Source organism: Phenylobacterium sp. (assembly GCF_030679875.1).
In the GTDB taxonomy this organism is placed as follows: domain Bacteria; phylum Pseudomonadota; class Alphaproteobacteria; order Caulobacterales; family Caulobacteraceae; genus Phenylobacterium.
The window spans coordinates 163,033-189,165 of sequence record NZ_JAUXSP010000006.1; the positions used below are offsets into that span (position 1 = coordinate 163,033).

At 66.8% G+C, this 26,133-nt stretch carries 29 protein-coding genes; 22 read left to right on the forward strand and 7 right to left on the reverse strand.

All coding sequences use genetic code 11. The annotated features are described in order from the left end of the window. Positions 1 to 843 carry an S-formylglutathione hydrolase gene (gene fghA / locus Q8K84_RS03930; protein WP_305281021.1) on the forward strand — a complete coding sequence of 281 codons (843 nt, stop codon included), beginning with the start codon at positions 1 to 3 and terminating at the stop codon, positions 841 to 843. 38 nt (positions 844 to 881) lie between these two features. On the opposite strand, the gene Q8K84_RS17365 is transcribed toward fghA, so the two are convergent. Together Q8K84_RS17365 and Q8K84_RS03935 are read right to left on the reverse strand one after the other, a co-directional pair. Continuing rightward, complete coding sequence (locus Q8K84_RS17365; RefSeq protein WP_370867825.1) at positions 882 to 1,328, reverse strand: DUF805 domain-containing protein; 447 nt, start codon at positions 1,326 to 1,328, stop codon at positions 882 to 884. A 227-nt stretch (positions 1,329 to 1,555) separates the two neighbouring features. Further along, positions 1,556 to 2,026 (reverse strand): MarR family winged helix-turn-helix transcriptional regulator, encoded by a 471-nt coding sequence (locus Q8K84_RS03935; RefSeq protein ID WP_305281023.1) that lies wholly within the window; start codon positions 2,024 to 2,026, stop codon positions 1,556 to 1,558. A gap of 305 nt (positions 2,027 to 2,331) precedes the next feature. Between Q8K84_RS03935 and ectA the strand changes: the two genes are divergently transcribed. From ectA to Q8K84_RS03980, 9 genes are all read left to right on the forward strand, one after another. Beyond that, positions 2,332 to 2,898, forward strand: coding sequence for a diaminobutyrate acetyltransferase (ectA, locus tag Q8K84_RS03940; RefSeq protein WP_305281025.1), 567 nt, complete (start codon positions 2,332 to 2,334; stop codon positions 2,896 to 2,898). Then, positions 2,891 to 4,204, forward strand: a complete 1,314-nt coding sequence (gene ectB, locus Q8K84_RS03945; RefSeq protein WP_305281027.1) for a diaminobutyrate--2-oxoglutarate transaminase — start codon at positions 2,891 to 2,893, stop codon at positions 4,202 to 4,204. The genes ectA and ectB overlap by 8 nt, the downstream gene beginning before the upstream one ends. Positions 4,205 to 4,216: 12 nt before the next feature. Next, the gene (locus Q8K84_RS03950; RefSeq protein ID WP_305281029.1) at positions 4,217 to 4,609 is read left to right on the forward strand and encodes an ectoine synthase; all 393 of its coding nucleotides are present in this window, start codon (positions 4,217 to 4,219) and stop codon (positions 4,607 to 4,609) included. Between the two features lie 110 nt (positions 4,610 to 4,719). Next, positions 4,720 to 5,643, forward strand: coding sequence for an ectoine hydroxylase (gene thpD / locus Q8K84_RS03955; protein WP_305281031.1), 924 nt, complete (start codon positions 4,720 to 4,722; stop codon positions 5,641 to 5,643). After that, entirely contained in the window at positions 5,643 to 7,091 is a 1,449-nt protein-coding gene (locus Q8K84_RS03960) for an aspartate kinase (RefSeq protein ID WP_305281033.1), read from the forward strand. Before thpD ends, Q8K84_RS03960 begins: the two co-directional genes overlap by 1 nt. A 94-nt stretch (positions 7,092 to 7,185) precedes the next feature. Further along, complete coding sequence (locus Q8K84_RS03965; protein WP_305281036.1) at positions 7,186 to 8,652, forward strand: sodium/proline symporter; 1,467 nt, start codon at positions 7,186 to 7,188, stop codon at positions 8,650 to 8,652. Positions 8,653 to 8,815: 163 nt separating this feature from the next. Next, entirely contained in the window at positions 8,816 to 9,385 is a 570-nt protein-coding gene (locus Q8K84_RS03970) for a carboxymuconolactone decarboxylase family protein (protein WP_305281038.1), read from the forward strand. Further along, complete coding sequence (locus Q8K84_RS03975; protein WP_305281040.1) at positions 9,385 to 10,182, forward strand: SDR family NAD(P)-dependent oxidoreductase; 798 nt, start codon at positions 9,385 to 9,387, stop codon at positions 10,180 to 10,182. Before Q8K84_RS03970 ends, Q8K84_RS03975 begins: the two co-directional genes overlap by 1 nt. 35 nt (positions 10,183 to 10,217) lie before the next feature. Continuing rightward, positions 10,218 to 10,985 carry an SDR family oxidoreductase gene (locus Q8K84_RS03980; RefSeq protein ID WP_305281041.1) on the forward strand — a complete coding sequence of 256 codons (768 nt, stop codon included), beginning with the start codon at positions 10,218 to 10,220 and terminating at the stop codon, positions 10,983 to 10,985. 3 nt (positions 10,986 to 10,988) lie between these two features. Here the strand turns inward: Q8K84_RS03980 and Q8K84_RS03985 are convergent, their stop codons facing one another. Continuing rightward, positions 10,989 to 11,777: a M48 family metallopeptidase gene (locus Q8K84_RS03985; RefSeq protein WP_305281043.1), complete on the reverse strand. Its 789-nt coding sequence runs from the start codon at positions 11,775 to 11,777 to the stop codon at positions 10,989 to 10,991. A gap of 134 nt (positions 11,778 to 11,911) precedes the next feature. Between Q8K84_RS03985 and Q8K84_RS03990 the strand changes: the two genes are divergently transcribed. Continuing rightward, positions 11,912 to 12,403 carry a hypothetical protein gene (locus Q8K84_RS03990; protein WP_305281044.1) on the forward strand — a complete coding sequence of 164 codons (492 nt, stop codon included), beginning with the start codon at positions 11,912 to 11,914 and terminating at the stop codon, positions 12,401 to 12,403. An 86-nt stretch (positions 12,404 to 12,489) separates the two neighbouring features. Then, positions 12,490 to 12,657 (forward strand): DUF1328 domain-containing protein, encoded by a 168-nt coding sequence (locus Q8K84_RS03995; RefSeq protein ID WP_305281046.1) that lies wholly within the window; start codon positions 12,490 to 12,492, stop codon positions 12,655 to 12,657. 19 nt (positions 12,658 to 12,676) lie between these two features. On the opposite strand, the gene Q8K84_RS04000 is transcribed toward Q8K84_RS03995, so the two are convergent. Continuing rightward, the gene (locus tag Q8K84_RS04000; RefSeq protein WP_305281047.1) at positions 12,677 to 13,168 is read right to left on the reverse strand and encodes a VOC family protein; all 492 of its coding nucleotides are present in this window, start codon (positions 13,166 to 13,168) and stop codon (positions 12,677 to 12,679) included. A 229-nt stretch (positions 13,169 to 13,397) separates the two neighbouring features. Here Q8K84_RS04000 and Q8K84_RS04005 point away from each other — a divergent pair, with 229 nt between their 5' ends. The 9 genes from Q8K84_RS04005 to Q8K84_RS04045 all read left to right on the forward strand — a co-directional run bounded on the left by Q8K84_RS04005 (position 13,398) and on the right by Q8K84_RS04045 (position 23,280). Further along, positions 13,398 to 13,985: a malonic semialdehyde reductase gene (locus tag Q8K84_RS04005; RefSeq protein ID WP_305281049.1), complete on the forward strand. Its 588-nt coding sequence runs from the start codon at positions 13,398 to 13,400 to the stop codon at positions 13,983 to 13,985. A 106-nt stretch (positions 13,986 to 14,091) separates the two neighbouring features. Continuing rightward, a complete protein-coding gene (locus Q8K84_RS04010) occupies positions 14,092 to 14,859 on the forward strand; it encodes a GntR family transcriptional regulator (RefSeq protein WP_305281238.1) in 768 nt (255 codons plus the stop codon). Between the two features lie 205 nt (positions 14,860 to 15,064). After that, the gene (locus tag Q8K84_RS04015) at positions 15,065 to 17,449 is read left to right on the forward strand and encodes a TonB-dependent siderophore receptor (RefSeq protein ID WP_305281051.1); all 2,385 of its coding nucleotides are present in this window, start codon (positions 15,065 to 15,067) and stop codon (positions 17,447 to 17,449) included. Positions 17,450 to 17,510: 61 nt separating this feature from the next. Beyond that, positions 17,511 to 18,821: a CynX/NimT family MFS transporter gene (locus Q8K84_RS04020; protein ID WP_305281053.1), complete on the forward strand. Its 1,311-nt coding sequence runs from the start codon at positions 17,511 to 17,513 to the stop codon at positions 18,819 to 18,821. 10 nt (positions 18,822 to 18,831) lie between these two features. After that, a complete protein-coding gene (locus tag Q8K84_RS04025; protein ID WP_305281055.1) occupies positions 18,832 to 19,896 on the forward strand; it encodes an LLM class flavin-dependent oxidoreductase in 1,065 nt (354 codons plus the stop codon). Beyond that, complete coding sequence (locus Q8K84_RS04030; protein ID WP_305281058.1) at positions 19,893 to 20,555, forward strand: cysteine hydrolase family protein; 663 nt, start codon at positions 19,893 to 19,895, stop codon at positions 20,553 to 20,555. The genes Q8K84_RS04025 and Q8K84_RS04030 overlap by 4 nt, the downstream gene beginning before the upstream one ends. After that, on the forward strand, positions 20,555 to 21,937 hold the full coding sequence (locus Q8K84_RS04035) for a peptidase M20 (RefSeq protein ID WP_305281061.1): 1,383 nt from the start codon (positions 20,555 to 20,557) through the stop codon (positions 21,935 to 21,937). Before Q8K84_RS04030 ends, Q8K84_RS04035 begins: the two co-directional genes overlap by 1 nt. Continuing rightward, positions 21,937 to 22,455 (forward strand): flavin reductase family protein, encoded by a 519-nt coding sequence (locus Q8K84_RS04040; RefSeq protein WP_305281063.1) that lies wholly within the window; start codon positions 21,937 to 21,939, stop codon positions 22,453 to 22,455. Before Q8K84_RS04035 ends, Q8K84_RS04040 begins: the two co-directional genes overlap by 1 nt. Before the next feature lie 12 nt (positions 22,456 to 22,467). After that, a complete protein-coding gene (locus tag Q8K84_RS04045) occupies positions 22,468 to 23,280 on the forward strand; it encodes a TauD/TfdA family dioxygenase (protein ID WP_305281065.1) in 813 nt (270 codons plus the stop codon). Between the two features lie 562 nt (positions 23,281 to 23,842). Here the strand turns inward: Q8K84_RS04045 and Q8K84_RS04050 are convergent. Next, positions 23,843 to 24,148 (reverse strand): type II toxin-antitoxin system RelE/ParE family toxin, encoded by a 306-nt coding sequence (locus Q8K84_RS04050; RefSeq protein ID WP_305281070.1) that lies wholly within the window; start codon positions 24,146 to 24,148, stop codon positions 23,843 to 23,845. Beyond that, positions 24,145 to 24,420, reverse strand: a complete 276-nt coding sequence (locus tag Q8K84_RS04055; protein WP_305281072.1) for a type II toxin-antitoxin system ParD family antitoxin — start codon at positions 24,418 to 24,420, stop codon at positions 24,145 to 24,147. The genes Q8K84_RS04050 and Q8K84_RS04055 overlap by 4 nt, the downstream gene beginning before the upstream one ends. A 90-nt stretch (positions 24,421 to 24,510) precedes the next feature. On the opposite strand from Q8K84_RS04055, the gene Q8K84_RS04060 reads away from it, so the two are divergent. Continuing rightward, positions 24,511 to 25,281: a GNAT family N-acetyltransferase gene (locus tag Q8K84_RS04060; RefSeq protein WP_305281075.1), complete on the forward strand. Its 771-nt coding sequence runs from the start codon at positions 24,511 to 24,513 to the stop codon at positions 25,279 to 25,281. Positions 25,282 to 25,299: 18 nt separating this feature from the next. Here the strand turns inward: Q8K84_RS04060 and Q8K84_RS04065 are convergent, their stop codons facing one another. Next, complete coding sequence (locus tag Q8K84_RS04065) at positions 25,300 to 26,133, reverse strand: oxidoreductase (RefSeq protein WP_305281077.1); 834 nt, start codon at positions 26,131 to 26,133, stop codon at positions 25,300 to 25,302.

Below are 26,133 nucleotides of genomic sequence, written 5' to 3' on the forward strand. Positions count from 1 at the left end.
ATGAGCGTTGAAATCCTCCAGCAGCACCGCGTCCATGGCGGGACCTTGCGCTATCTCCGCCACCAGAGCGCGGTCACCGGCACGCCCATGCGCTTTTCCCTATTCCTGCCGGACGGGGAGGGACCGTTTCCCCTGCTGGTCTGGCTCTCGGGCCTGACCTGCACGGAAGACAACTTCACCACCAAGGCCGGCGCCTATGGCCCCGCCGCCGCCCACGGACTGGCCATCCTGGCGCCCGACACCAGCCCTCGGGGCGAAGGCGTGGCCGACGATCCAGCCTATGATCTGGGGCAGGGGGCGGGCTTCTATCTCGACGCGACCCAAGACCCCTGGGCGTCACACTTCCAGATGGAGACCTATGTCACCGGCGAACTGCTGGACACAGTGGTCGCGGAATTCCCTGTCGACCGGGCGCGGGTCGGCGTGTCCGGCCACTCCATGGGCGGCCACGGCGCCCTGACGCTCGCCCTGCGCCACCCGGACATCTTCGCCTCGGTCTCAGCCTTCGCCCCGATCTGCTCGCCCACCCGCTGCCCGTGGGGCGAGAAGGCGTTCACCGCCTATCTGGGCGAGGACCGCGCCGCCTGGGCGCAACACGACGCGGCCCGTCTGATCGAGGCCGGCGCCGCCAAGGGCCGGTTCGACGACATCCTGGTGGACCAAGGCCTGGGAGATAACTTCCTGGCCGAACAGCTCAAGCCCGACCTGCTGGAGGCCGCCTGCGCCGCCGCCGGCCAGAAACTGACCCTTCGCCGCCAGGCCGGCTACGACCACTCCTACTTCTTCATGGCCAGCTTCATCGCCGACCATGTCGCCTTCCATGCGGAGCGCCTGAAGGGCTGAGTGCGGGCATTGCTCGCCAAATTTCGGCTCCCGATCCGCTAAAGACCTGAGGCGTCTGCCTGGTTCGACATCGAGTCTCCGACCGCGGCGTCATCTCGGCGTTTGCGAAGGCCGAGGTTAAAGGCGATCCAGACCTGGGCTGAGACACCTGCGATAGCGGCAGCGACCCCGGTCCAGTGGCTGAGAAAGGCGAATGCGAGCCCACCCAGTACATATACAGCCCATAGCCAAACAACGGTCCATCCTGAGTGGTTCAGGTCGCGCGCCCGGCGAACGGATACGGCGACAACAGGCCAAATAGTAGCGAGACGGAGGAGGCCGCCTATTGCCTTGGTATCGGCCGGAAGTCGTGGGTCTAGCGGGAACGGCTCGCCGGTGAGCCATGCCGACATGCTTGCCTCAGCGACGGCAACGCTGATGACCACGGCCCACCACGTTCGCCGACTTGACCGGCCCCGGAAGCTCAAAAGCCTGAGTAGAGACACGTGCCCGATTTCCCTCCGCAGCCTGCAGAGGAGATTCGCACAGTCAAGGTTCGCTGCCCATCCGTTGACGCCGCTCTGAGGGGCGGCTTTTCCGACCCCCTTCCACCAGCCTCACGTCATGCTCGCCCTTGTGGCGAGCATCCCTGTCGAGGGCGGGCGCGGGCGGCGAGGGAGATTCTCGGCACAAGGCCGAGAATGACGGGGGGTGGGGGCAGGGCGCCCGCCCTCTAATCCAACGCGCCCACATCCAGCACCGGCGAGGCGTCGATGCCTTCGGCGTTCAGCAGGGCGGCGACGCGCTCCAACCCGGCGATGATCGAGGCCTGCTCCCAGTCGGCGAGCTTTTCGAAGCGGGCGGCGAAGCGGTCCTGCAGCACGTCGGGCATGTCGGCCAGGGCGCGACGACCCTCGGCCGTCAGCTCCACCGAGACGCGGCGCCGGTCCTGACTGCCCCGATTGCGGATCACCAGGCCCCGGGCCTCCAGCTTGTCCAGCAGGGCGGTGACGGTGGCCTGGCTCAGCCGGGCGGCCTCGGCGATGGCGCCGGCGCCGGGTTCGCCTTCCCGGGCGACGATCTGCAGGACGATGAGCTGGGAGGGCGTCAGCCCCGTGGTCCGGGCCAGATCCCGCGAGGCGAACTCGGCGGCCCGCACGATCCGGCGGATCGCCACCAGGGCGTCACTGACGCGGCTCTCCATTCCATCTCCCCTAGGCTTCGCGAGTCATCGCAGACCCCTGATCCCGCAACTTTGTCAGGGACGCAAGCGTCCGGAAGTTAGGGCTCACATACAATTTGAAGTGCAAATTAACGGAAATTGCGAATTCTCGCGGAACTGCCTGTTTTGCCCGCGAATTCCCATATCCACAGCCCCGATGGTGCGCAAACGCTATGCAGCTGGGGTTGACATAATTAGTTCCACAAACGAAATAACGGCCCATGGATATGCAGAGCAATCAATCGACTCCCGGTTCGCCGGGGGCCGGAGAGCGCTCGGGGGGCGGGTTGGAGTTCTCTTCACCCACAGCAGACGATGGCCAGGCGGTTCACCGCCTGATCGCCGCCTGTCCGCCGCTCGACCAGAACTCGGTCTATTGCAACCTCCTGCAATGCACCCACTTCGCCGACACCTGTGTGGCCGTGAAGCGGGGCGACCGGCTGGTGGGGTGGGTCTCCGCCTACCGACCGCCGCAGGAGCCTGACACGCTCTTTGTCTGGCAGGTGGCCGTGGGCGAGGAAGCCCGGGGCCTTGGCCTCGCCGGACGGATGATCCTGCACCTGCTTGAACAGCCTGCCTGCGCAGGCGTGGAGCGGATCAAGACCACCATCACCCCGGACAACAGCGCCTCCTGGGGCCTGTTCAAGGGGGTGGCGCGGAAGCTGTCGGCGCCGCTCGACGACGCGCCCTGGTTCCTGAAGGGCCAGCACTTTCCTCCAGGTCACGAGACCGAACAGCTGGTCAGCATCGGGCCTTTCGAGCCGCCCGGCGGCCTTGCCATCCCATCAGGCCGCCCTGCGGCCAGCACTCATTTCACGGACCCGACCCCAAGGAAGGGAGATCAACATGTATGATTCAGAAACCTCGGCGCAGACCTCGCGCCCCTTCGCCACCTTTGAGCGGTTGGAGTCGCAGGTGCGCTCCTATTCGCGCAGCTTCCCGGCGGTCTTCGACCGGGCCGAGGGCTCGCGGCAGTACGACAAGGACGGCCGGGCCTATCTCGACTTTCTGACCGGCTGCTCGGTGCTGAACTATGGCCACAACCACCCGGCCATGAAGCGCGCCTTGATGGACTACATCGAGAGCAATGGCGTTGTTCACAGCCTGGACATGCATTCCCGCGCCAAGGCCGAGTTCCTGGAGGCTCTGGAAGCCAAGATCCTCAAGCCCCGGAAGATGAGCTACCGCGCCCAGTTCACCGGTCCCACCGGCGCCAACGCGGTCGAGGCGGCCCTGAAGCTGGCCCGCAAGGTGACCGGACGGACCAATGTGATCGCCTTCACCAACGGCTTCCATGGGGTGACCCTGGGCGCCCTGGCGGCCACCGGCAACAGCCACCATCGGGGCGGGGCGCACATCCCGCTCAGCGGCGTCACCCGCATGCCCTATTGCGGCTACTTCGGTCAGGACGTGGACACCGCGGCCCAACTCGACCAGATGCTGAGCGACCCCTCCGGCGGCGTCGACAAGCCGGCCGCCATCATCGTTGAGGTGGTGCAGGGAGAGGGCGGCCTGAACGTCGCCTCGGCCGACTGGCTGCGCAAGGTCGAGAAGATCGCCCACAAGCACGGCGCGCTGTTCATCGTCGATGACATCCAGGCCGGCTGTGGCCGCACCGGCAGCTTCTTCAGCTTCGAAGGCATGGGCCTCAAGCCCGACATCGTCACCATGGCCAAGTCCCTGTCGGGGATGGGCCTACCCATGGCCCTGGTGCTGGTGAAGCCGGAATTCGACCAGTGGAAGCCCGGCGAGCACAACGGCACCTTCCGGGGCAACTGCCACGCCTTCGTCACCGCCAAGGCCGCCATCGACACCTTCTGGTCCGACGACAGCTTCGCCGCCGATGTCCAGAAGAAGAGTGAGCGGCTGCGCAAACGCCTGCGGGAAATCGCCCTGGCCAACCGCAGTGTGGTCAAGGACGTGAAGGGCCGCGGCATGATGCTGGGCCTGGATGTCGGATCGAGCGAGGTGTCCGATCCCGTGGTCGATGAGGCCTTCAAGCGCGGCCTGATCATCGAGACCAGCGGCGCCCATGACCAGATCCTCAAGGTGCTGGCGCCCCTCAACATCACCGACGTCGACCTCGACGCCGGCCTCGACATTCTGGCCGGCTGTGTCGCCGAAGTCGCCGAGCGCCAGGCGCTCGGCTCGGCGGCCTAAGGGAGTATTTCCATGATTGTACGCGACCTGCACGAAGCCGAGCAGACCCGCCGCCGGGTGGTCACCAAGGGCTGGGAGAGCACCCGCCTGCTGCTGAAGGAGGACCAGATGGGCTTCTCCTTCCACATGACGACCATCTATGCCGGCTCTGACCTGCCCATGCATTATCAGAACCACCTGGAGTCCGTTTACTGCGTCTCCGGCGAGGGCTCCATCGAGGACATCGCCACCGGCGAGATCCACCAGATCAGGCCCGGCGTCATGTACGCCCTGGACAAGCACGACAAGCACATCCTCCGGGCCAAGACCGAGATGAAGATGGCCTGTGTGTTCAACCCGCCCCTCAACGGGCTGGAGGTCCACGACGACACCGGCGCTTACCCGCTGGAAGCCGAAACCGTCTGAGGCCGGCCAGGGCGGCCCAGGCCAGCCCACGCCCCACCCTTTGACTTGATGGAGCCCCTGACCCGCGCCGCTGGGCGCGGTCAGGCGCCCCGAGGCGGAAGGAGCCTTTCATGACCGATCTTTACCCATCCCGGGTCGCCGACCAGCCGCAGTGGCTGGCCCGCAAAGACCCTGTGATCCACAGCGACTGGCATTCGGAATCCCCCCTGAGCCAGGCGCAGCACGACGCCTTCGAGCGCGACGGCTTTCTGGTGCTGGAAAACGTCTTCGAAGCTGACGAAATCGCCGCATTACAGGCCGAGATGAACCGTTTGCGGGGTATTCCCAGCACCCTGGATCCGCAGACCGTTGTCGCCGAGCCCTCATCGGGCGCCCTGCGCTCGATCTTCGCGGTCCATCAGCAGAGCGCGCTTCTGGGGCGGCTGGCGGCGGACGAGCGCCTGGTGACGATCGCCAATCACATCCTGGGTGACGAGGTCTACCTCCATCAGACCCGGCTGAACTACAAGCCGGGCTTCGACGGCAAGGAGTTCTACTGGCACTCCGACTTTGAGACCTGGCACACCGAGGATGGCATGCCGCGCATGCGGGCCATCTCCATGTCGGTCCAGCTGGTGGACAATTTCGAGTTCAACGGGCCGCTGATGCTGATGCCCGGCTCGCACAAGTCCTTCGTCACCTGCGTCGGGGCGACCCCGGAGGACCACTACAAGCAGTCCCTGCGCAAGCAGGAGTACGGCGTGCCCGACCGCGACAGCCTGGCCAAGCTGGCCGAGCAGCACGGGATCGTCGCGCCCACGGGACCTGCCGGTTCGGTGGTGATCTTCGACTGCAACACCATGCATGGCTCGAATGGCAACATCACGCCCTTCCCCCGGGCCAACGCCTTCATGGTCTACAACGCCTGGGCCAACCGCCTTGAAAAGCCCTTCGGGGCCGAGCGCCCGCGCCCGGAATTCATCGGCGCGCGGGAGCATATCCAACGGCTGGCGCCCCTTTCCGGGAGCCTGGCCCAGCAGGTGAGGGCGGCCTGATGAGCGGACATTCAGTCGAGAAAATCGGGGGCACCTCAATCTCCAACACTGATGCGGTGATGGAGAACATCCTGGTGGGCGACCGCCAGGGGGCTGACCTCTATGGACGCATCTTCGTGGTCTCGGCCTATGCCGGGATCACCAACCAGCTGCTGGAGCACAAGAAGACCGGGACGCCCGGGGTGTACGCCCTGTTCGCCGGCGCGTCAGCCATGGAGGCTTCAGCCTGGCTCGACGCCATGGCGCGCCTGCAGGCCGACATGCTCAAGATCAATGCGGAACGTTTCGAAGAGGGGGAGGACCGGCAGGCCGCTAACGCCTTTATTCTGGCGCGGATCGAAGACGCCCGCTCTGCGCTCAGCGACCTGCAGCGCCTCTGCGCCCACGGCCACTTCCGCCTGGACACCCAGCTGGGGGCGGCCCGGGAGATGCTGGCCTCCCTCGGTGAGGTCCACAGCGCCCACAACCTGACGCTGGAGCTGCGTCGGCGCGGGGTGAACGCCCGCTTCGTCGATCTGACCGCCTGGCATGACAAGCGACCGCTGACGCTGGATGAACGAATCCAGGACGCCTTCGCCGATGTGGACGTGACCGCAGAGCTGCCCATCGCCACAGGCTTTGGCCAGCGCCGCGAAGGCCTGATGAAGGAGTTTGGCCGGGGCTATAGCGAGGTGGTCTTCAGCCGTATCGCCGTCCTGACCGGCGCCCGCGAGGCGATCATCCACAAAGAGTTCCACCTCTCCAGCGCCGACCCGAACCTGGTCGGCGCCGATGCGGTCCGCAAGATCGGCCGGACCAATTACGACGTGGCTGACCAGCTGGCCAATCTCGGCATGGAGGCGATCCATCCCCGGGCCGCCCGCGGCCTGCGCCACGCGGGGATCCCGCTGATCGTCAAGAACACCTTCGAGCCGCAGGATCAGGGCACCTCGATCTGCGGCGCCTTTGTCTCCGAGACCCCGCGGGTGGAGATCATCGCCGGCATGAAGGGGGTGACCACCCTGGAGCTGCTCGAGCAGGACATGGTGGGCGTGAAGGGTTACGACGCCGGCATCCTGGAAGTGCTGTCGCGCCACGACGTCCGCATCGTATCCAAGGCGTCGAACGCAAACACCATCACCCACCACCTGGACGCCAATCCCAAGCAGGTGAAGCGGGTCATCGCCGACCTGGAAGAGATGTTCCCAAATGCGGCCATTTCGACCCGAAAAGTGGCCATTGTCGCGGTTATTGGCAGCGATTTGAACGTGCCCGGACTGACCAGCCGCGCGACCCTCGCGCTCGGCGAGGGCGGTGTCGAGGTGCTGGGCCTGCAGCAGCTTTCCCGGCGGGTGGATATCCAGTTCGTGGTCTCCGAAGACAGCTACGCCGCAGCCGTCACCGCCCTGCACCGACGACTTGTGGAAGATGACGGGGTCCTCGCCCGTCCCCTGCGTAGCGCGGCCTGAAGGCCAGCTTTTTCGCCCGCGGCCCCGCGCCGCGGGCGCTTCGCATTGTTGAACTATTTTTTGACCTGAGCATTGAACGTCCCGAGGCCGCGCCATGACGATGATCGTATTCCTGCTCTGCCTGGCCGCCTTTGTGGCCATCGGCCTGGCTTCGGTGCGCAAGGCGCAGGCGTCCAAGAAGGACTACTACCTGGCCAGCAGCAATGTCCGCCCGGCCATGGCCGGGCTGTCGGCGGTGGCCACCAACAATTCCGGCTACATGTTCATCGGGGTGATCGGCTTCACCTACGCCACCGGTTTGGCGGCCATCTGGCTGATGATCGGCTGGATTCTCGGCGACTTCCTGGCCTCCCTGTTCATTCATCGCCGCCTGCGCGAGGTGACCGAGAGCTCGGGGCAGGTGTCTTTCGGCGCGGTGGTCGCCAAGTGGTCAGGGCAGGACTTCGAACTCTGGCGCAAGATCGCCGCAGTGATCGCGGTGCTGTTCCTGGGCGCCTATGCGGCGGCGCAGATCGCGGCCGGCGGCAAGGCCCTGCAGGGTGTGCTGGGCTGGACGCCGCAGACCGGCGCCCTGATCTCGGCGGCCCTGATCCTGGCCTATAGCGCCTTTGGCGGCATCCGCGCCTCGATCTGGACGGACGCGGCCCAGTCCATCGTCATGGTCTTCGCCATGAGCCTGCTGCTGGCGGTGGCCGTGGTCGGCCGCGGGGGACTGGACGCCACCTATCTGGAGATGGCGGCCATTCCCGGCTTCCTCGACCTCTTCCCCGCTGACCTGCTGTTCCCGGGGCTGCTGGGCATGGCGCTGTTTGTCGTCGGCTGGATGTTCGCGGGCATCAGCGTCATCGGCCAGCCGCACGTGATGGTCCGGTTCATGGCCCTGAACGAGCCCAGCGACATGGCCGCGGCCCGGGGCTGGTACTACGGCTATTTCACCCTCTTCTATCTGCTGGCCACGGGTGTCGGCCTGATGTCGCGGCTCTATCTGCCGGACCTGGGGGCGCTCGATCCGGAACTGGCCCTGCCGACCATGGCGGTGGAGCTGTTGCCTGCGGCCCTGGTCGGCGTGATCCTGGCGGGCATCTTCGCCGCCACCATGTCGACGGCCGACTCCCTTGTGCTGGCTTGTTCGGCGGCCATCACCAGCGACCTGGCCGGGGGCCGGATCCAGAAGGCCTGGATGATGAAGGCGGTGACCGCCGCGGTGACCATCATGGCGCTGCTGTTCGCCTTGAGCGGGTCGCGCAGCGTGTTCAGCCTGGTGATCCTGGCCTGGTCGACGCTCGCCTGCGCCTTTGGCCCGCTGATGATCGTCCAGGCCCTGGGCCGGCGCTTGAACCAGCCCATGGCCATCGCCCTGATGCTGGGCGGGGTGGGGATCGCCTTCCTGTGGCGGGTCCAGGGCTGGCATGAGCAGGTCTATGAGGGCCTGCCGGGCATCCTGATCCCGACCATCATCGGCCTGGCCATCAGCCACAAGGCACCGGCGCGGGTCGCCTCGCCCGCCGCGCAGGTCGAGCCAGCGCCAGCCCCGTCTCCAGCCGCGACCCCCCAGACCTAGACGGCGGATCCGGCCGCTTGTGATTGACGCCGCCGCCGGGTCCGGCCCATGACAGGGGCTGGAAAATGCGCGCCCTCATCGGTCGCCGAGCCAGACCCGACCCTAGAAGTCTGGCTGGTCGAGTGCGACTGAGGACGCCGAACATGGAAGCGGAGGACCACCCATGCGCCTGGCCAAACCCCGGATCGAACCTCTCGCCGACAAGGACATGGACGCCGATCAGCGCGAGCTGCTCGCCCCCATGGCCGAGCGCGGCAAGGTTCTGAACATCTTCCGCACCCTTGTGCGCGAGCCCAAGGCCATGAAGGGCTTCATGGGGTGGGGCAACTACATCCTGTCACGCAGAAACGGCCTGCCGGCCCGGGAGCGGGAGATCGTCATCCTGCGCATCGGCTATCTCTGCCGCTCGGGCTATGAATGGACCCAGCACGTGCCGATCGGCAAGCAGGCGGGCCTGACCGACGAAGAGGTGGCGCGCATCAAGCAGGGCCCCGACGCGGCCGGTTGGAGCCCCGCCGACGCCGCCCTGGTCCGCGCCGCCGACGAACTGCACCACGACCAGTTCATCACCGAGACGACCTGGAAGGCGCTCGACGCCCATTTCAGCGACAAGCAGAAGATGGACGTGGTGTTTTCCGCCGGTCAGTACACCCAGGTCTCGATGATGCTGAACACGTTCGGGGTTCAGCTGGACGAGGGCCAGACCCTTGATCCTGACCTGAAGGGCTTCTGATGGGACGGCTCGACGGCAAGACCGCAGTCATCTGCGGGGCAGGGCAGACGCCGGGGCAGACCATCGGCAATGGCCGCGCCATGGCGGTCCTGTTCGCCCGCGAAGGCGCCCGGGTCCTCTGTGTCGATCGGGTCGCCGAGCGCGCCCAGGAGACGGTGGACATGATCACCGCCGAGGGGGGCCACGCCTACGCCCTGGCGGCCAATATCGCCAAGGCCGAGGGCGCCGAGGCGGTGGTCGCCGCGGCGGCCGAAACCCTCGGACGTCTCGATATCCTGGTCAACAATGTGGGGATCGGCGGGGGCGATGGACCGGCGCACAAGGTCGAGGAAGACGCCTTTGACAAGATCATGGCGGTCAATCTCAAGGGCGCCTGGCTGACCAGCAAGGCCGCCATCCCCATGATGCGCGCGCAAGGCGGCGGGGCCATCGTCAACATCTCGTCCCTGGCGTCGCTGGCGGGCGGAAATCAGGTGGCCTACGAGGTTTCCAAGGCCGCCATGAACCGCCTGACCACCAGCATCGCCCAGTCCAACGCCAAGTATCGGGTGCGCTGCAACGCCATCCTGCCGGGCCTGATGGACACGCCCATGGCCGTGGCCGGCATCGCCCAGGCGACAGGCCAGGACGTCGAGGCGGTCCGCGAGGCCCGTGGCGCGAGGGTTCCCCTGGGGGCCAAGATGGGCACGGCCTGGGACACCGCCTATGCGGCCCTGTTCCTGGCCAGCGACGAGAGCGCCTTCATCACCGGCGTCCTGCTGCCGGTCGATGGCGGCATGTCCAGCCGGATCGGCTGACCAAATTCATATCCAGCTATTTTCAGGAGCGCGTTTTGAAGAACCTGTTCAGCGTCGAGGGCAAGGTCGTCCTCGTGACCGGCGGCAGCCGCGGCATCGGGGAGATGATCGCCCGCGGCTATGTGGAGAATGGCGCCAAGGTCTATATCTCGTCGCGCAAGGCCGAGGTCTGCGACCGGGTGGCCGATGAGCTCTCGGAATACGGGACCTGCATTTCGCTGCCCTTCGATCTGGGCGGCATGGAGGGCATCGAGGGCCTGGCGAACGCCGTCAAGGAGCGAGAGAGCCGCCTCGACGTGCTGGTCAACAACGCCGGCGCCACCTGGGGCGCGCCGATCGACGACTACCCTGAGGACGGCTGGGACAAGACGGTCGACCTGAACGTCAAGTCGATCTTCTTCCTGACCCAGAAGCTGCTGCCCCTGCTGCGGGCCGCCTCGACTGCCGAAAACCCCGGCCGGGTGATCAATATCGCCTCGGTCAATGGCATCGAGCCGCCGACGCTGGAGACCTACGCCTATTCCACCTCTAAGGCCGGCTGCATCATGCTGACCCGCCACCTGGCCAAGCGGCTGGCGCCCGAGCACATCCTGGTCAATGCGATTGCGCCAGGGCCCTTCCCATCGAAGATGATGGCCGCGACCCTGGCCCAGGCCGGCGACGCCATCGCCAAGAACAACCCCCGCGGCCGGATCGGCCAGCCGGAGGACATCGCCGGCGTGGCGATCTTCCTCAGCAGCCGGGCCTCGGCCTATACGACCGGCGCGGTGGTGCCCTGTGACGGCGGCTCCGCCGAGTTCTAGGACCTAGGAATAGCCGCGCGCGGCGATGTAGGCGTCCAGCTGCTGGACACGCGCGGCGTCCGAGGGGTGGGTTGAGAGGATGGCGGGCATGGATGATCCGCCCCGTGCCGCCATCCGGCGCCAAAGCTCCACCCCGCGCCGGGCGCTGAAGCCCGCACGCACCATGAGGTCGAGGCCGATGCGATCGGCTTCCAGCTCATGCTGGCGGGAATAGGGGTTGAGGACCGCGACCTGCAGGGCGGGTCCGGCATATCGGCCCAGGGATTGGGCCAGGCCATTCTCGGCGCCCTGGGTCGCCGCGCCTACCAGGCCCGCGCCCACCTGGGCGAGCGCGGATTGCGAATAGCGTTCGGCCGCATGGTTGGCCATGACGTGAGCCACCTCATGCCCCAGAACGGCGGCCAACTCATCGTCATTGGCGACGAAGGCCATCATGCCCGTGGTCACGCCCACCTTGCCGCCCGGCAGGACGAAGGCGTTGACGGAGTTGTCCTGGAAGACAGCGTATTCCCAGGTCTGGCCCCCCAAACCCGACGCGCCGACGATCTGGCCGCCAATGCGGCGCAGACGGGCGTTGGCGGCGGCGTCAGTGGAGAGCCGCGAGGTCTGCTTCATCTGCGCCCAGGCCTGAGCGCCTTGTTGCGACAGCGCGCTGGGGTCAACCAGCAGCACCTGCTGGCGGCCGAGCTCCTCATTGTAGGCGCAGGCGACCAGCCCCGCGGGCGCAGCCAGCGCCGCCAGCAAGGCGACGGTGCGAAGGGGGCGCAGGCCCCGTTTTGCGATCATGTTCATGGACGGACTTTCCTCGCTGTGACGCCAGCTTAGCCCAAGAACGCGCCCGCGGCGAACGGGTCCCATATCGGGGTTTGACCACGGGGCAGGCGCGGGATATCGCTAATGCGAACTATTCGCATTATAGGTGAGTGATGGCTGACGATGCAGGGCCTCGGGCTGAAATGATGTCGGTGCAAGGCCCCGCCGGCCTCACCAATGGCGAACAGGTGGTCCTGGCGGCCCTGCGTCTGTGGGCGGGGCTTCGACTATCGGGCGAGTCGCCGGCCCCCTGTGTTCGTCGGCTGATGGCGCAGCAGGTGAGCGACCGGGCCGGGGCGATCTTTGTAGCCCTGATGGAGGCGCTGGAGCGCCAGACCCGGCGGCCCCTGCAGATCGCGTGCGGCGGATGCGGCGGCTATGGGGAGGATGAGCAGAGGCTCGTCCTGGCCTGTGGCGTGTCGCGGGTGGATATGGGGATTGCGCGGGCGTTGCTGGCGCCGCTGGTCAGTCAACCAGAGCCGGTGGCCATCTTCGCCCGTGCCTTGAACATGGTGCTCTGTCACGAAGGGCTGGACCTGCCTGCGCGCCTGACCGACGGATCGCTTCAGCCCTGCGGACGTCCCCCGGGCTCGACCCTGCACTAACCCGGAAGGCGCCTGTACAATTGCGACTCACCGCTGGGAACGTCATGGCGCGGCTGGCGTTCTCAAGCTCAAGCTTGGAGACGACAATGCTGAAATGGGCCGGAATCTTTCTTCTCGTCATGATCGCTGCGGCGATCCTCGGCCTGCTGATCGAGGCGGTGCGGATCATCGCCTGGGGACTGTTCGTGGTCTGCCTGGTGGGCTTCTTCCTGACAGGCGGCCTGAAGTTCCTGACCCGCGGGCGGGGCGACTGATTCCACCCGCGGGCCGGCCCTATTCGCGGGTGTGGTCAGCCGGAATGACCGGCTCCGGTCCGGCCTTGCCCCACAGGACGATCTCATTACCCCAGGGGTCCCGGAAGGCGTGATTGAAGCCGTTGAACTCTGACCAATAGTGGTTGCGCCAGAGGATGGCTGCGCCGCGCGCCGCCGCTGCATCCAAGATCCTCTCAGGCGTGTCGTCATCGCTGATCAGGACCCAGATCCGCGGCTTGCGACCCTCCTGGCTGGCGCTGCGCGGCGCCACGCCCCCGGGCTCCGGGTGGGGACGGGCATTGTCCGCCTTGAAGATCCCCAGGTGCAGATTGCCGATCTCGCTGTCGGAGCCGTCCGGATTGCGGAACTGACCGCCCGGCACCATCCGGTGATAGAGGCCCTCCGGACGGGGATCGTTCCGCCAGCCGAACACCTCGGCATAGAAGGCGCCGGCGGCGGCCGGATCATCGGCGACCAGATCGACAAAGATCAGGGTGTTGGGATGGCCCACGGGAACTCCTCTCATGCACGGCGGCCGTTGACCGGCCTCGCTGGGACCCTAGGGATGGCGAGGTTCGACTTCTTGCCTGCATGCGCACGAGGCCTTGCTCATCGGCGCCGCGCCCAGGAGATGGGCGGGATGCGGAAATTTTACTGGAAATGTGCAAAGCGACTGGTCACAGCGCCGCTGCGCTGATCACTCTGCCATCAACCGCCCGCCCGCCGCCCAAGGAGCCCTCGTGCAGGATCTCGCCGACCCGATTCTTGACCAGCTGTTTCGCCAGGCGCGCAGCCATAACGCCTGGTCCGACGCCCCGATCAGCGAGGCGACCCTGCGCCAGCTGTATGATCTGCTGAAGTGGGCCCCAACCTCAGCCAACTGCGGGCCAGGGCGGTTCGTCTTTATCCAGTCGACCGAGGCCAAAGAAAAGCTGGCGCCGCACCTCTCACGGGCCAATCGGGAAAAGACCATGGCCGCGCCGGTCTGCGTCATCGTGGCCTATGATCTGGACTTCGCCGAACAGCTGCCCAAGCTGTTCCCCCACGATCCGAGCGCCAGGCATTGGTTCGGCGACCCCCAGGTGCGGTTCGAAACCGCCCTGCGGAATTCGAGCCTGCAAGGCGCCTATCTGATCATGGCCGCTCGCAGTCTGGGGCTCGACTGCGGTCCGATGTCAGGCTTCGACAACACGGGGCTGGACGAGGCCTTCTTCAGCGGGACGAACTGGCGGTCCAACTTCCTGGTGGCCCTCGGCCAGGGGCGTCCCGAAGGCGTCTATCCCCGCAACCCACGGCTCGAGTTCGAGGAGGCCTGCAAGGTGCTTTAGATGGGGCTCGGCTGGTCCGGTCTGGGATTTCAGACTAGACCAGAGGGTGACCGGCCCCGAAGAGCCGGCGTCGGAGGAAGGACAAGGCGTGGTGCGGAGCTTGAGCGTGAACCCTGAGGGCGCAGCCAGGGATGCTGGAACGGTGAGCATCATCACCGATTCCGGTGAATGGTCCCCTGAGCTCCAGAAGGCCCGCGCCTACGAACAGATCCTGCTCGACATCATCCTGGGGGAGTTGCCCCCTGGCGCGCGGCTGGACGAGCAGGCCCTGACCCGACGCTACAGTACGGGCCTGGCCGGTATTCGCGACGCCCTGGGCCGCCTGGCTCTGGAGGGCATGGTGGTGCGCCGGTCCCGGGCCGGAACCACCGTCTCGCCTCTGGATCTCGTCGACCTGCGGGAGGGCTATGAAGCCCGGGCGCTGATCGAGCCCCATTGCGCGGCCATGGCCGCGCGTAACGCCTCGGCCGAAGAGATCGCCCAGATCGCCTCGACCTTTGACGACGCCGAGCGGGCCGATCGGGATCAGGACCGCCGGGCCCTGATCGCCATGGATCAGAGGTTCCACGCGCTGATCGCCAGGGCCAGCCGCAACGCCGCCCTGGCGCGGATTCTGATCCCCCTGCAGCACAAGGCCGCGCGGTTCTGGGTCTATTCGATGGGGACCACAACGCAGGAGGAGCGGCTGGCCGATATCTGCCTGCACCGGGCCGTGGCCCAGCGAATCGCCGCCCGCGACGCCGAGGGCGCCCGGGCTGGCATGATCCTGGTTTTGGGGACCATGCCGCAAACCGTGAAGCGCTCCCTGACCAGCTGGGGCGAAGAGGACGCGCATTCGGGGAAACTGCAGCCCCCAGCAGCGCCCGCAGGTTGAGCCCCGCCCAGGCGCTGATCCGCATCTGGGCGCCGGACGGGGAAATCTGAGCGTTGGAAGGGCGCCGCTGACATTCCAACTGAAATGTCACCAGACATTTTTGACCTGGGGCCGCGGTCGCGAGACCTTGTCTTTCAAGAGGCGCGCGGACGCGGGGATAACCGCCACCCGGCGGAGGGTCCGCGCCCCTCCTGAAGAGGGCGATATGTCAAAGAGACTCATGTTGGTCGCGGGCGCCTCCCTGTCCGCGCTGATCGCAAATCCTGGCCTGGCCTTGGCGCAGTCCGAAATGGTCGACGAGGTCGTGGTCACCGCGCAGGACCGCACCGGCCTGCTGGAGAAGACGCCGAGCAACAGCGTCTTTGGCCTGGACAAGGCGCTGATCGAAACGCCGCGTTCGGCGAGCTTCGCCAGCGACGTGACCCTGGAGCGTTACGGCATCGAGTCGATCGACGACCTGACCGCGATCTCGCCGGGCACCTATACGGCCAGCTTCTACGGCGTCGCCGGCGCCCTGAACATTCGCGGCACCCTGGCGGAGAACTATTTCCGCGGCTTCAAGCGGATCGAAAACCGCGGGACCTATTCAACCCCCATCGCCAATGCGGCCCAGATCGAGATCGTCCGCGGGCCGCCGACGCCCATCTATGGGGCCGGCAAGGTCGGCGGCATGCTCAACTTCGTGCCCAAGTCCGGCCGCCTGGAAGGCGCCTATATCTCCGAGATCTCCGGCCAGGCCGACTTCACCGTCGGTTCCTACAATCGCAAGGAGGCGTCGGGCCAGATCAGCATCCCGCTGAACTTCGGTGGCATGGAAGGGGGCTTGAACCTCTATGGCCAGGCGGAAAATTCCGACAGCTTCTACCGGGGTGTCTCGCCCCGCCGGGAAATCCTCCAGGCTTCGGTGGATCTGGAACTGGGCGGCGGCTGGCGCACCGCCTTCGGCGGCATGGGCTTCCACTCCGACGGCGACGTGCAGACCCCGGGCTGGAACCGCCTGACCCAGGACCTGATCGACAATCAGACCTATATCACCGGCCGCGACACCAGCCTGGTCGACGCCAATGGCGACGGCAAGCTGACGCCCAATGAGATCGGCTTCTACCCCTACGCCTCGGCCATGTACCTCGCCTACTACGGCTTCCCGCAGAGCAGCGCCAAGCACACGCTGGATGTCGGCGTGGGGACCACCAAGCTCGATCCGCGCACGGTCTATATCAGCGATGCGGACTTCTCGAATTCGTGGACCCGGACCGGCTATTTCGATCTCGTGCGGGACTTCGACAACGGCTCAGCGCTGAAGTTCCAGCTGTTCTATGACGAGCTGAAGAACAAGCGGTTCGTGTCCTACGGCTATCCGGCCATGTTCGACTCCCAGGTAGGCGAGGCCAGGGTCAGCTACGACTTCGACTATGACGTGGGCATGGTGACGTCGACGTCCTTTGTCGGCGCGTCCTACCGGGCCTTTGACGGACGGAGGATGGAGAGCTTCAACTCCGGCCTGATCGCGCTGGACCGCCGCGACATCGCCTTTGGCGCGACGCCCACCGACATCATCGATGATCCCTTCTCGCCCGAGAGCTACGGCCTGCAGTGGGAGAACGACAACAGCTCCACCTGGAACCAGGCCGGGATCTTCTTCACCTCCGACATCTTCATCGGCGAGCGGCTGAACCTGATGGTCGGCGGCCGGTATGATCACTACGAGGTGGAGTCCGAGGATACGGGCCTGGTCAGCTATCAGCCGGCCGGCAAGTTCGAAGACAGCCAGGGCAAGGGGACCTACACCGCCTCCCTGACCTATCAGTTCGACTTCGGCCTGATGCCCTACATCACCTATGCCGAGACCGCGGCCCTGGAGATGAGCCAGGCCGGCGATATCGCACCGTCGCTGATCCAGTCAGACGCCTGGCTCTCGGACTCCGACCTGGCCGAGGCCGGGGTGAAGTTCCAGCTGCTGTCGGGCTCCCTGGTGGGCTCGGTGGCCGGCTATCGGCAGAACCGCACCCAGCTGACCGGCGGGCCAAATCCTACCGTGCGGGGCACCCGGGCCAAGGGCGTGGAACTGGAGGTGCGCTACCTGGCCACGGACAACCTGTCCTTCACCTTCGCCGGCAACAGCCAGCGCACGACGGTCAAGGGGCCAGACAACAGCTTCGGCTACATCCCCTACTATGTGACCGGCGTGGACCCGGTGAACGCCTTTGGCGGCACCTATGTGGTCTGGGCGTTTTCCGGCCTGCCGGGCCGCGGGGGCGACTATGCCTACACCCTGATCCCGCGCACCGTGCTCAGCCTGTATGGCAGCTACACCAGCGATGAGTATGACTGGGGCCAGCTGGGCGGCGTCTTCGGGGCCACCCGGGTCAGCGAGACGGCCCAGACAGTAGAGAACCCGATCACCTATCCGGAATACACGACGGCCAACCTCTCGGTCTTCTATGCGCGCGGCCCGTTCCACGCCTCGCTCAACGTCGATAACGTGTTCGATGAGCTGTTCTTCACCCCGGCTGCGGACTCCTACGCCAACCTGGCGGCCATCCCCGGCAAGGGCCGCGAGTGGCGGGTGACTCTGAAGCGCTCGTTCTGATCTGACGACCGCCGCCCCTTCCGGGGGGCGGCGGGACTGTGTTCCTGTGTGGAGGCATGACATGCCCCTGAGCCAATGGCGTCCCTGGGTGCTTCTGGGCGTCTTCAGCCTGCTGCTGTTCCTGATCTCGGCGGCCACCTTCTCTTCGCTGGGCGTGGTGCTGCCGGCCATGGTGGCCGATCAGGAATGGAGCTGGGCGCAGGCGGGTCTCGGCTTCACCCTGCTGGGCGCCTGCTGCGGCGGCTCGGCCTGGCTGCCGCCGATCATCATCCGCCGGTTCGGCGTGCGCGCCGCCCTGCTGGTGGGCACCGTCGTCATGGCCGTGGGCTTCATCTGCCTCTACCTGACGCAGAGCGTCTGGATCTACTTCCTCGGCACCGCCCTGTGTGGGGTGGCCTACCAGCTGATGGCTCTGATCCCCGGGACCCACGTCCTGGCCGCGGTGTTCCAGAAGCGGGCCATGGCCTTTGGGCTCTATTTCACCCTCGGCGGCCTGGGCGGCGTGGCGGGGCCCTGGATGGCGCTCGGCGTCATGGAGGCCACGGGCGGCGCCTGGCGACCCTTCTGGGCGCTGCAGGCGGTGGCGGCGCTGGCCATCGGCGTCATCTGCTCGATGCTGATCCCCAACAACGCCTGGCTGCGGGAGTCCTCTGAGAAGATCGACCGGGCCGTCAAGGCTGACGCCGAAGCCGCTGCGGCCGCCCCGGCCCAACCGCCGCTGGCTGTCTATCGCACGGTCCACGACTGGACGCTGAAACAGGCGATGGCCACGCCGCAGTTCTACATCCTGGTCGCGGCCTACTTCGTCCATCTGCTGAGCGGGGTGACGGTCTCCAGCCTGTCGGTGGCCCACCTTTCAGAGCGGGGTGTGGCGGTCGGTATCGCGGCCGGTATGCTCAGCCTGGAGGGCCTGATGTCCACGGTCGCCCGCCTGGGCGGCGGCTTCATCGGCGACCGGATTGATCCCAAGTGGCTCCTGATGCTCGCCGTCGGGGTCCTGGGCGCCGGCTCCCTGGCCCTCAGCGTCGCCGACACCTACCTGCTGATGATCATCTATGCGGTGGGCACCGGCATCGGCTTTGGCCTGACGGCGCTGGCGGTGACCATCCTGCTGCTCAACTACTATGGGCGGAAGAACAACCTGGAGATCTTCTCCACGGTCTGCCTGGTCGGCGCCCTGTCGGCGCTCGGCCCCCTGATTGGCGGCTCCCTGCGCGATGCGCTCGGCAGCTTCACCCCGACCTTCCAGCTGTTCGGCGTCGTCGCCGCCGTGGTGTTCGTCGCCTCGCTCTTCATGCGCCCGCCGCAGATGAAGACCGAAGCGAACGCTCCGGCCGCCCCGGGCGCCGGCCTTGTCAACGATCCTGTCTGAGGCGTCCCCCATGTATCAGAAGCCTTCCTCCCATAAGGAATTCGGCGTCTTCCTGCCGGTCGCCAATGGCGGCTGGATCATCTCGGAGACCTCGCCGCCGCTGGACGACCTGTGGACCCAGAACCGGGCCGCAGCGGTCACCGCCGACGAGGTCGGCATGGACTTCGTCATGTCCATGGGCAAGTGGCGCGGCTTCGGCGGTACGACCGACCACTGGGGCGCGTCCCTGGAGTCGGTGACCATGATGGCCGGCATCGCCGAGGCGACCAAGAATGTGAAGATCTGGGCCACCGTCCACCCCATGCTGCAGAACCCGGCGGTGACGGCCAAGATGATCTCGACCCTCGACCACATCAGCGGCGGGCGGGCTGGCCTGAACATCGTGGCCGGCGCCTATCGCGCCGAGTTCGACCAGATGGGCATGTGGGACGACAGTCTCGACCACGAGGCGCGCTACGCCCTGACTGAGGAATGGACCGCCGTCATCAAGCGCCTCTGGAAGGAGGACAGCGTCGATCACGCGGGCAGGTTCTTCAACATGAAGGACGCCAAGTCGAACCCCAAACCCCTGTCGCGGCCCCGGCCGGACCTGATCTGCGCGGGCCAGTCGGACCGTGGCTTCCAGTTCTCGGTGCGCGAGGCCGACATCTGCTTCATCGGCGGTCGTACGGCCGAGGAGCGCCGCGACAACAGCCTGCGGGCCAAGAAGGTCGCAGCCGACCTGGGCAAGTCGATCAAGACCTACGCCATGTGCACCATCGTCCACGGCGAAACCGACGCCAAGGCCGAGGCCATGGTCGAGCACTACAAGACCGGCACCGACATGGGCGCCATCCTGGAGATGCTGCGCAGCTGGGGCGTGCCGGCTGACAAGCTGGACGTGGTGGCCAAGCAGCAGGGCGCCTTCATGACCCACACCGCCGTGGGCTCGCCGGCCACCTGCGCCGAGCAGGTCCAGGAGTTTGTGGAGTTCGCCCAGCTGGACGGCCTAATGCTGATCTTCCCCGACTATGTGGAGGGCCTGAAGATGTTCGGCGCCGAGATCCTGCCAGGCCTGCGTTCGGCCTTCGCATGAGCGCTCTGGCCTCGCCCTCGCCAGCCTCCGATGGGCTGGCGACCTGGATCACGCCGGCCCGCACCGCCCTGGTGATCATTGACATGCAGGTGGATTTCGCCGCGCCCGAGGGCCGTCTTGGCCAGTGGGGCGTCGATCTCTCCACCGTGCCGCCAGCCCTGGAAAAGGCGCAGGCCCTGGCGGCGGCGGCCCGGGCGGCGGGGGCCCCGGTGGTCTTTGTCGGCCTGTTCACGCGATCCGAAACCGACTCCGTCTCCTGGCGCGAGCGGATGCGCCGCCGGGGCGGCGATCCGGACTCCGATTCCGGCCTCTGCCGGGCCGGCGAGGTGGGGTCGGACTTCTATGGTCCCAAACCTCTGGCCGGCGATAAGGTGGTGGAGAAGGCCCGCTATTCCGGCTTCCACGACGCCCCGCTCGATGCGGTGCTGAAAGGTCTGGGGGTCGACACCCTGGTGGTGGCGGGCCTGACCACTGAGTGCTGTGTGGACTGCACGGTCCGCGACGCCTTCCATCTGGACTATCATGTCTTCATCGCCGCCGACGCCTGCGCCGCCTATGAGGCCGAGGTGCATGCCGCGTCGCTGAAGGCCCTGGAACTGAACTGCGCGATCCTGGTCGAGACCGACCAGGTGATCACCGCCTGGGAGGAGGCCGCGTAATGGCCGATGGATTTCAACTGCCCGGCGCCCAGGCGCCGTTCACGGTCTCCGAGGCCGACCGCGCCGCCATCGCCGCGGCGATCAGTGAGACCGAGATCGTCGAGCTGGCCCTGGAGCTGGGCAATATTCCGAGCCCCGCCGGCCACGAGTTCGCCGCCGGCGAGTTCGTCCACGACTGGATGAAGCGCGAGGGCTTCAGCCCCCGCCGGGTCGGCGCGACGCCCGAGCGCAACAACATCATCGGGACCTATGGCGGAGCAGGCGAGGGCAAGAACCTGCTGTTCACCGCCCACCTGGACACCGAGGCGCCGACCTGGAATCCCGACCTCGACGCCTACAAGTACCGGCCCGAGACCCTGGACAATCCGGAGTGGGAGAAGTGCTGGCTCGAGGACGGGGTCCTCTATGGCTATCCCATCGCCAATGACCGGGGGCCGATGAGCTGCTTCCTGATCGCGGCCAAGGCCCTGAAGACCGCCGGCTATGACCTGGCCGGCAAGCTCTATCTGACCGCCTGCCCCGGCGAGATCGGCCCTGAGCCCATCGAGGAGCACAGGGGCGTAGCCTATATGGGCAAGGATATTGGCGCCCATTACCTGTTCCACCACGGGGGCGTGGCGCCCGACTACGCCATCGCCGCCGAGGGCTGCGACTTTGGCCTGACCTGGGTCGGCTGCGGCTATGCCGTGTTCCGCTTCCGCCTGTGGGGGGAGGGGGTGTTCACCCCCCTGCTGACCCAGCCGGAGAAGTCGGGGGACCACCCCAATCCGATCTATCGCCTGGGCGCGCTGACCGACGCCATCCACCAGTGGAGCCGCCAGTACGAGACCGACAGCGCCTATGAGAGCGCCGGCGGCGTGGCCCTGCCAAAGGCGCAGATCGCCGCGGTGCGCGGGGGCATTCCCTACGCCTTCGGGGCCGGCACCGAGCTGGTGAACCTCTATCTGGAGGTGGGCTTGAACCCCCGCCAACGCATCGCCGATCTGCAGCACTCCCTGGAGCGCATGGTCCGCGCCGCAGGTCTGGGCGAGGTGGATATCGAGCCCGTCGTGGTCCGCCACGGCTTTGAGGCCGACGCCGCCGAGGTCGCCCCCCTGGTCGGCGCGGTGGACGCCGCTACCCGCCTGTCGCTGGGCCACCCGGTGCAGCGGGCCGCGCCGGTCTATTCCAGCATGTGGCGGGACCACAACGTCTTCAACATGCAGCGCATTCCGGCCATCACCACCGGCTTCAAGCGCTGGCGGCCGACCCCGAAGGACCTGACCGACAGCGCGCTGGTCTATGCGCTGACGGCGCTGGCGGTCTGTGGCCGGGCGGAGAGCGCCCAGGCCAAGAGCGGCCCGCCCCCCGTCTATGGCGACAACCCGTTCGGGAACGACTGATGGGTCAGGCGACAAACTTCGGCGACCTCGAGATCGGCGCCCCCTTCGAAGCGCCGGCCTGGCGCGCGGCCATGGGCGCCTTCGCCAGCGGCGTGGTCATCGTCACCACAGAGGACGAGGAGGGCCGGCCCGTGGGCACCACGGTCAGCGCCTTCTCTTCGGTCTCGCTGGATCCGCCCCTGCTGCTGGTCTGCCTGGACCACAAGAGCCGCACCCGGGCGGCCGTGCGTCGCTCAGGTCATTTCTGCATCAACATCCTGGCCGCCGGCCAAGGGGGGCTCGCCCGTCTGTTCGCCGGCCCCGGCGCCACTGACCGGTTCGCCGAGGTGGCGATCACGCCGGGCGTCCTGGGCGCGCCGCAGATCACCGGCGCCCTGGCCAGCATCGACTGTCGCCTGCACTCCCTGCACGCGGCCGGCGACCACGACATCCTGATCGGCCGGGGCCTGAACATTCAGGCCGCCGCCGGCGAGCCCCTCATCTACAGCCAGGGCCGGTTCCTGGGCCCAGAGGACTGAAGGTCAAAGACCATGGGATATGACGTTCTGGACGTGAAGCCGATGACCCGCCGGATCGGCGCCGAGGTGTTCGGGCTCGATCTTGGCAAGCCGCTGAGCAACCGGCAGACCGCCGAGCTGCGCGAGGCGCTGGCCAATCACCAGGTGCTGTTCTTCCGCGACCAGGAGATGGATCACGACGCCCACAAGGCGGTCGGCCGGCTGTTTGGCGAACTGGCCATCCACTCGGCCATCGCCGGCATCGAGGGCCATCCCGAGATCGTCGCCATCCACGCTGATGCCGACTCCAAGTTCGTGGCCGGCGAGAACTGGCATTCGGACCTGACCTGCGATCCGGCCCCGCCGCTGGGCTCTATCCTCTACATGCCGGTGGTGCCCGAGAGCGGCGGCGACACCGTCTTCGCCTCGATGTACGCGGCCTATGACACCCTGTCGGAGCGGATGAAGGCCTATCTGGAGGGGCTGCAGGCGGTCCACGACGCCAACCCCGTCTATCAGAAGCTCTTCCCGGATCTGGACCGGAAGTACAACCGCTCGGTCCATCCGGTGATCCGCACCCATCCGGTGACGGGCAAGAAGCTGATCTTCGTCAACCCGTCCTACACCACCCACATCGAGGGCATGCCCGAGGACGAGAGCGCGGCCATCCTTAACTTCCTCTACGTCCACTGCATGAACCCCAACTACCAGGTCCGCTTCCGCTGGCAGGCCAATTCGGTGGCCTTCTGGGACAACCGCTGCACCTGGCACCAGGCCATCTGGGACTACTTCCCGGATACGCGCTCAGGGTTCCGGGTGACGGTGGCGGGGGATAAGCCGTTTTAAGGGAGTGCGGTGTTGTCGGACGGAATTCGCCTTAGACCTCGTTGAGGCGGCGTGACCGAAGCTCTACGCCCAGACGTGCCGCCGAGTAGCTGAGCAACACTGCTGCGCGAACGAGGAAGTGAGCATGAACCTCAGGTTCATCCTAATCTGCGGGGTGCTATCAGCCTGCTCAGTGCCTGAATCAGGCGTGAGCCAGCATCCGGTAGAGCCGGCCGGCGTGCCGGTAACGCTGATGACTACGTGGCTGGTTCCCGATCAGCCACCCCACGTTGCGCAGACTGAATTCCCCAGTGCTGCCGAGTGCGAGGCCGCACGGGAAGTAGTGCTGGCGGAGGGGAAATCTCTGCGCGAGCACCTCACCGAACAGAACGCCTCTGATAAGGCAGCTGTGCTTAGCGAGCTTCGAGATGCGGGTTGTGGACTCGGTTGCAGGCCAGGCCCGGCGCATCTCAAACGAATGGCCGGCCAACCTCTGCCTTCGGTTAGCGCGAGTTGCCTTGCTGGTGGAGAAGTGCCGCGCTGAGGCCTCCGCCTATCGGCTCCCGGGATCTCGTACCGTTGATCAGGGGGGTAGTGATTCCGCTTCCCAGTCCCTGCCGGCATAGAATACCCGCAGGATCGTGACCTGCTCGCCGACGACGAACGCGATGGTCACGCGCCGTTCGAAGCCGATCATGCGAAGGCCTGGCCGAATGTCGTCTCGCCGCGTGCCGCGTTCGGCTGCGGTTTCGAAGCCGGCGATGAACCGCTCGATCCGGCCGATGTAGGCCATCGCGGTCTCGGGTGAGGCCTCGCTGGCGATCCAGTCGTATAGCGCAAGAAGGTCGTCTTTTGCTTCCGGGCTGAAGACGATGGTGCGGCGGATCACTTGCGATCCTTCGACCGTTCCTGGTGCCGCGCGTGGATGTCGGAGAAGACCGACGCCGACGATACGGCGCGACCTGGATCATCTCGCATGGCGTCGTAGGTGGGGGCGACCTCATCGCGGAGCCAGCGGCTGATGGCTTCGTCGCGTTCCTTCAGGGCGCGCAGGCCAGCGCGGACAACCTCGCTGGCCGAGGCGTAGTCGCCTGAGCTCACCTTGGCGTCGATGAATTCAGCTTGGTCCCGGGGCAGGCTTACGGTTCTCTTCTCGATCATGGGCTGCGCCTTCTGCTCTGATAGAAGGCTAGCATGCGGTGTGATTTATTCATACCGATTGCCCGGGCGTCACAGGCCAGAGGGCTTCACATGCGGTCAGATCTCCTTGAGCGCTATGACGCTGAGATGCGGCGGGAGCCGCCGTCGAGCCAGGGACTGGTGGCGACCCGAGTCGGGGGGCGGGTGCGGTTGAGCGGACCCTACAACTGCATCGTCTATTCTGATCTTTCGACGGCCGATGCGGAGGCGCAGGTGGCCGCTGAGGTCGCCCATCTGACGGCCACGGGCGGACAGCTGGAGTGGAAGGTTCACGGTCATGACAGGCCGGGTGACCTGCCGCTCATCCTGGCGCGTCACGGCTTTACGCCAGAGCCGATGGAGACCCTGCTGGTCCGGGCCATCGATGAGACCCTGTTGCAGCCGGCGTTGGAGCGGGACCTGTCGATCAGGCAGGTGGCGACGGCCGCCGATGTCGATGATTTCCTGAAAGCCGTCGAGGCCGCCTTCGGCCACCCCTTCCGCTATGATCCAGGCCAGCTTCTCGCGGGGATCAGCGGAGGCGAGGTCTCGGTGCATGTGGCCTATGCCGAGGGCGTACCGATCGCGGCCGGGCGCCTGGAGATGCCGGCAGGGCGCAGCTTCGCGGGCCTCTATACCGGCGGCGTCGCCCCGGCGCACAGGGGACGCGGCCTCTATCGCGCCCTGGTGCAGAGCCGGGCGCGGGAGGCGGCGGGGCGGGGGTACGAATACCTGATCACCGAGGCGCTGGAGACCAGCCGACCGATCCTGCAGAACCTCGGCTTTACGCCGCTGACCACGGTCCAGGGCTGGGTTCTCACCGCGGATGGCGCAGAGGGCTGAGCGCCGACGGGCTCCCCGTCACGCCTCGGGGAAGCTGATGCTGGTCGAGACGCCGGCCCAGTCGCCGATCTCGGTGGTCATCGCGCCCATCTTGCGCATGGCGTAGTGCAGGGCGTCCGCGCCCAGCAGCAGATGCAGGGGCGCGTCCTTTGCCCCGGCGATCTTCAGGATGGCGGCGGCGGCGCGGGCCGGGTCGCCGCTTTCCTGGCCGGCGTGTTCGGCCAGCAGCTTGGGCGCCCTGTGGGCGGTCTCGGCATAGTCGTCGATCACCTGGGCGGCGCGTATCAGCGAGCGGCCGGCATAGTCGGTGCGCATGCCGCCGGGCGCCACATTGGTCACCTGGATATTGAGGTGCGCCACCTCCTGGGCCAGGGCCTCGCCCAGGCCTTCCAGGGCGAACTTGCTGGCGCAGTAGACGCCCGTCCCCGACCAGGCGGCCAGGCCGCTGACCGAGGTGATGTTGATCACATGGCCTGAGCGGCGGGCGCGCATACCCGGCAGGGCGGCGCGCAGAACGGCCAGGGGGCCGATCAGATTGGCCTCGAATTGAGCGCGGGCCTCATCGAGGCTGGTCTCTTCCACCGCGCCGGTCAGGCCATAGCCGGCATTGTTGACCAGGATGTCGATCCCGCCGGCCAGGGCCTCGGCGCCCGCGACGGCGGCCTGGACGGCGGCCTCATCGGTGACGTCAGCGACGAACCCCTGGGCGTTTGCATGGAGCGCTGCGAAGGCCGCCAGATCAGCGGGCTTGCGGACCGTGCCAGCGACGATATCGCCAGCCTCAAGGGCGGCCAGCGCCAGGGCGCGGCCGAGGCCGCCGCTGACGCCGGTGATGAACCAGGTGCGCGTCAT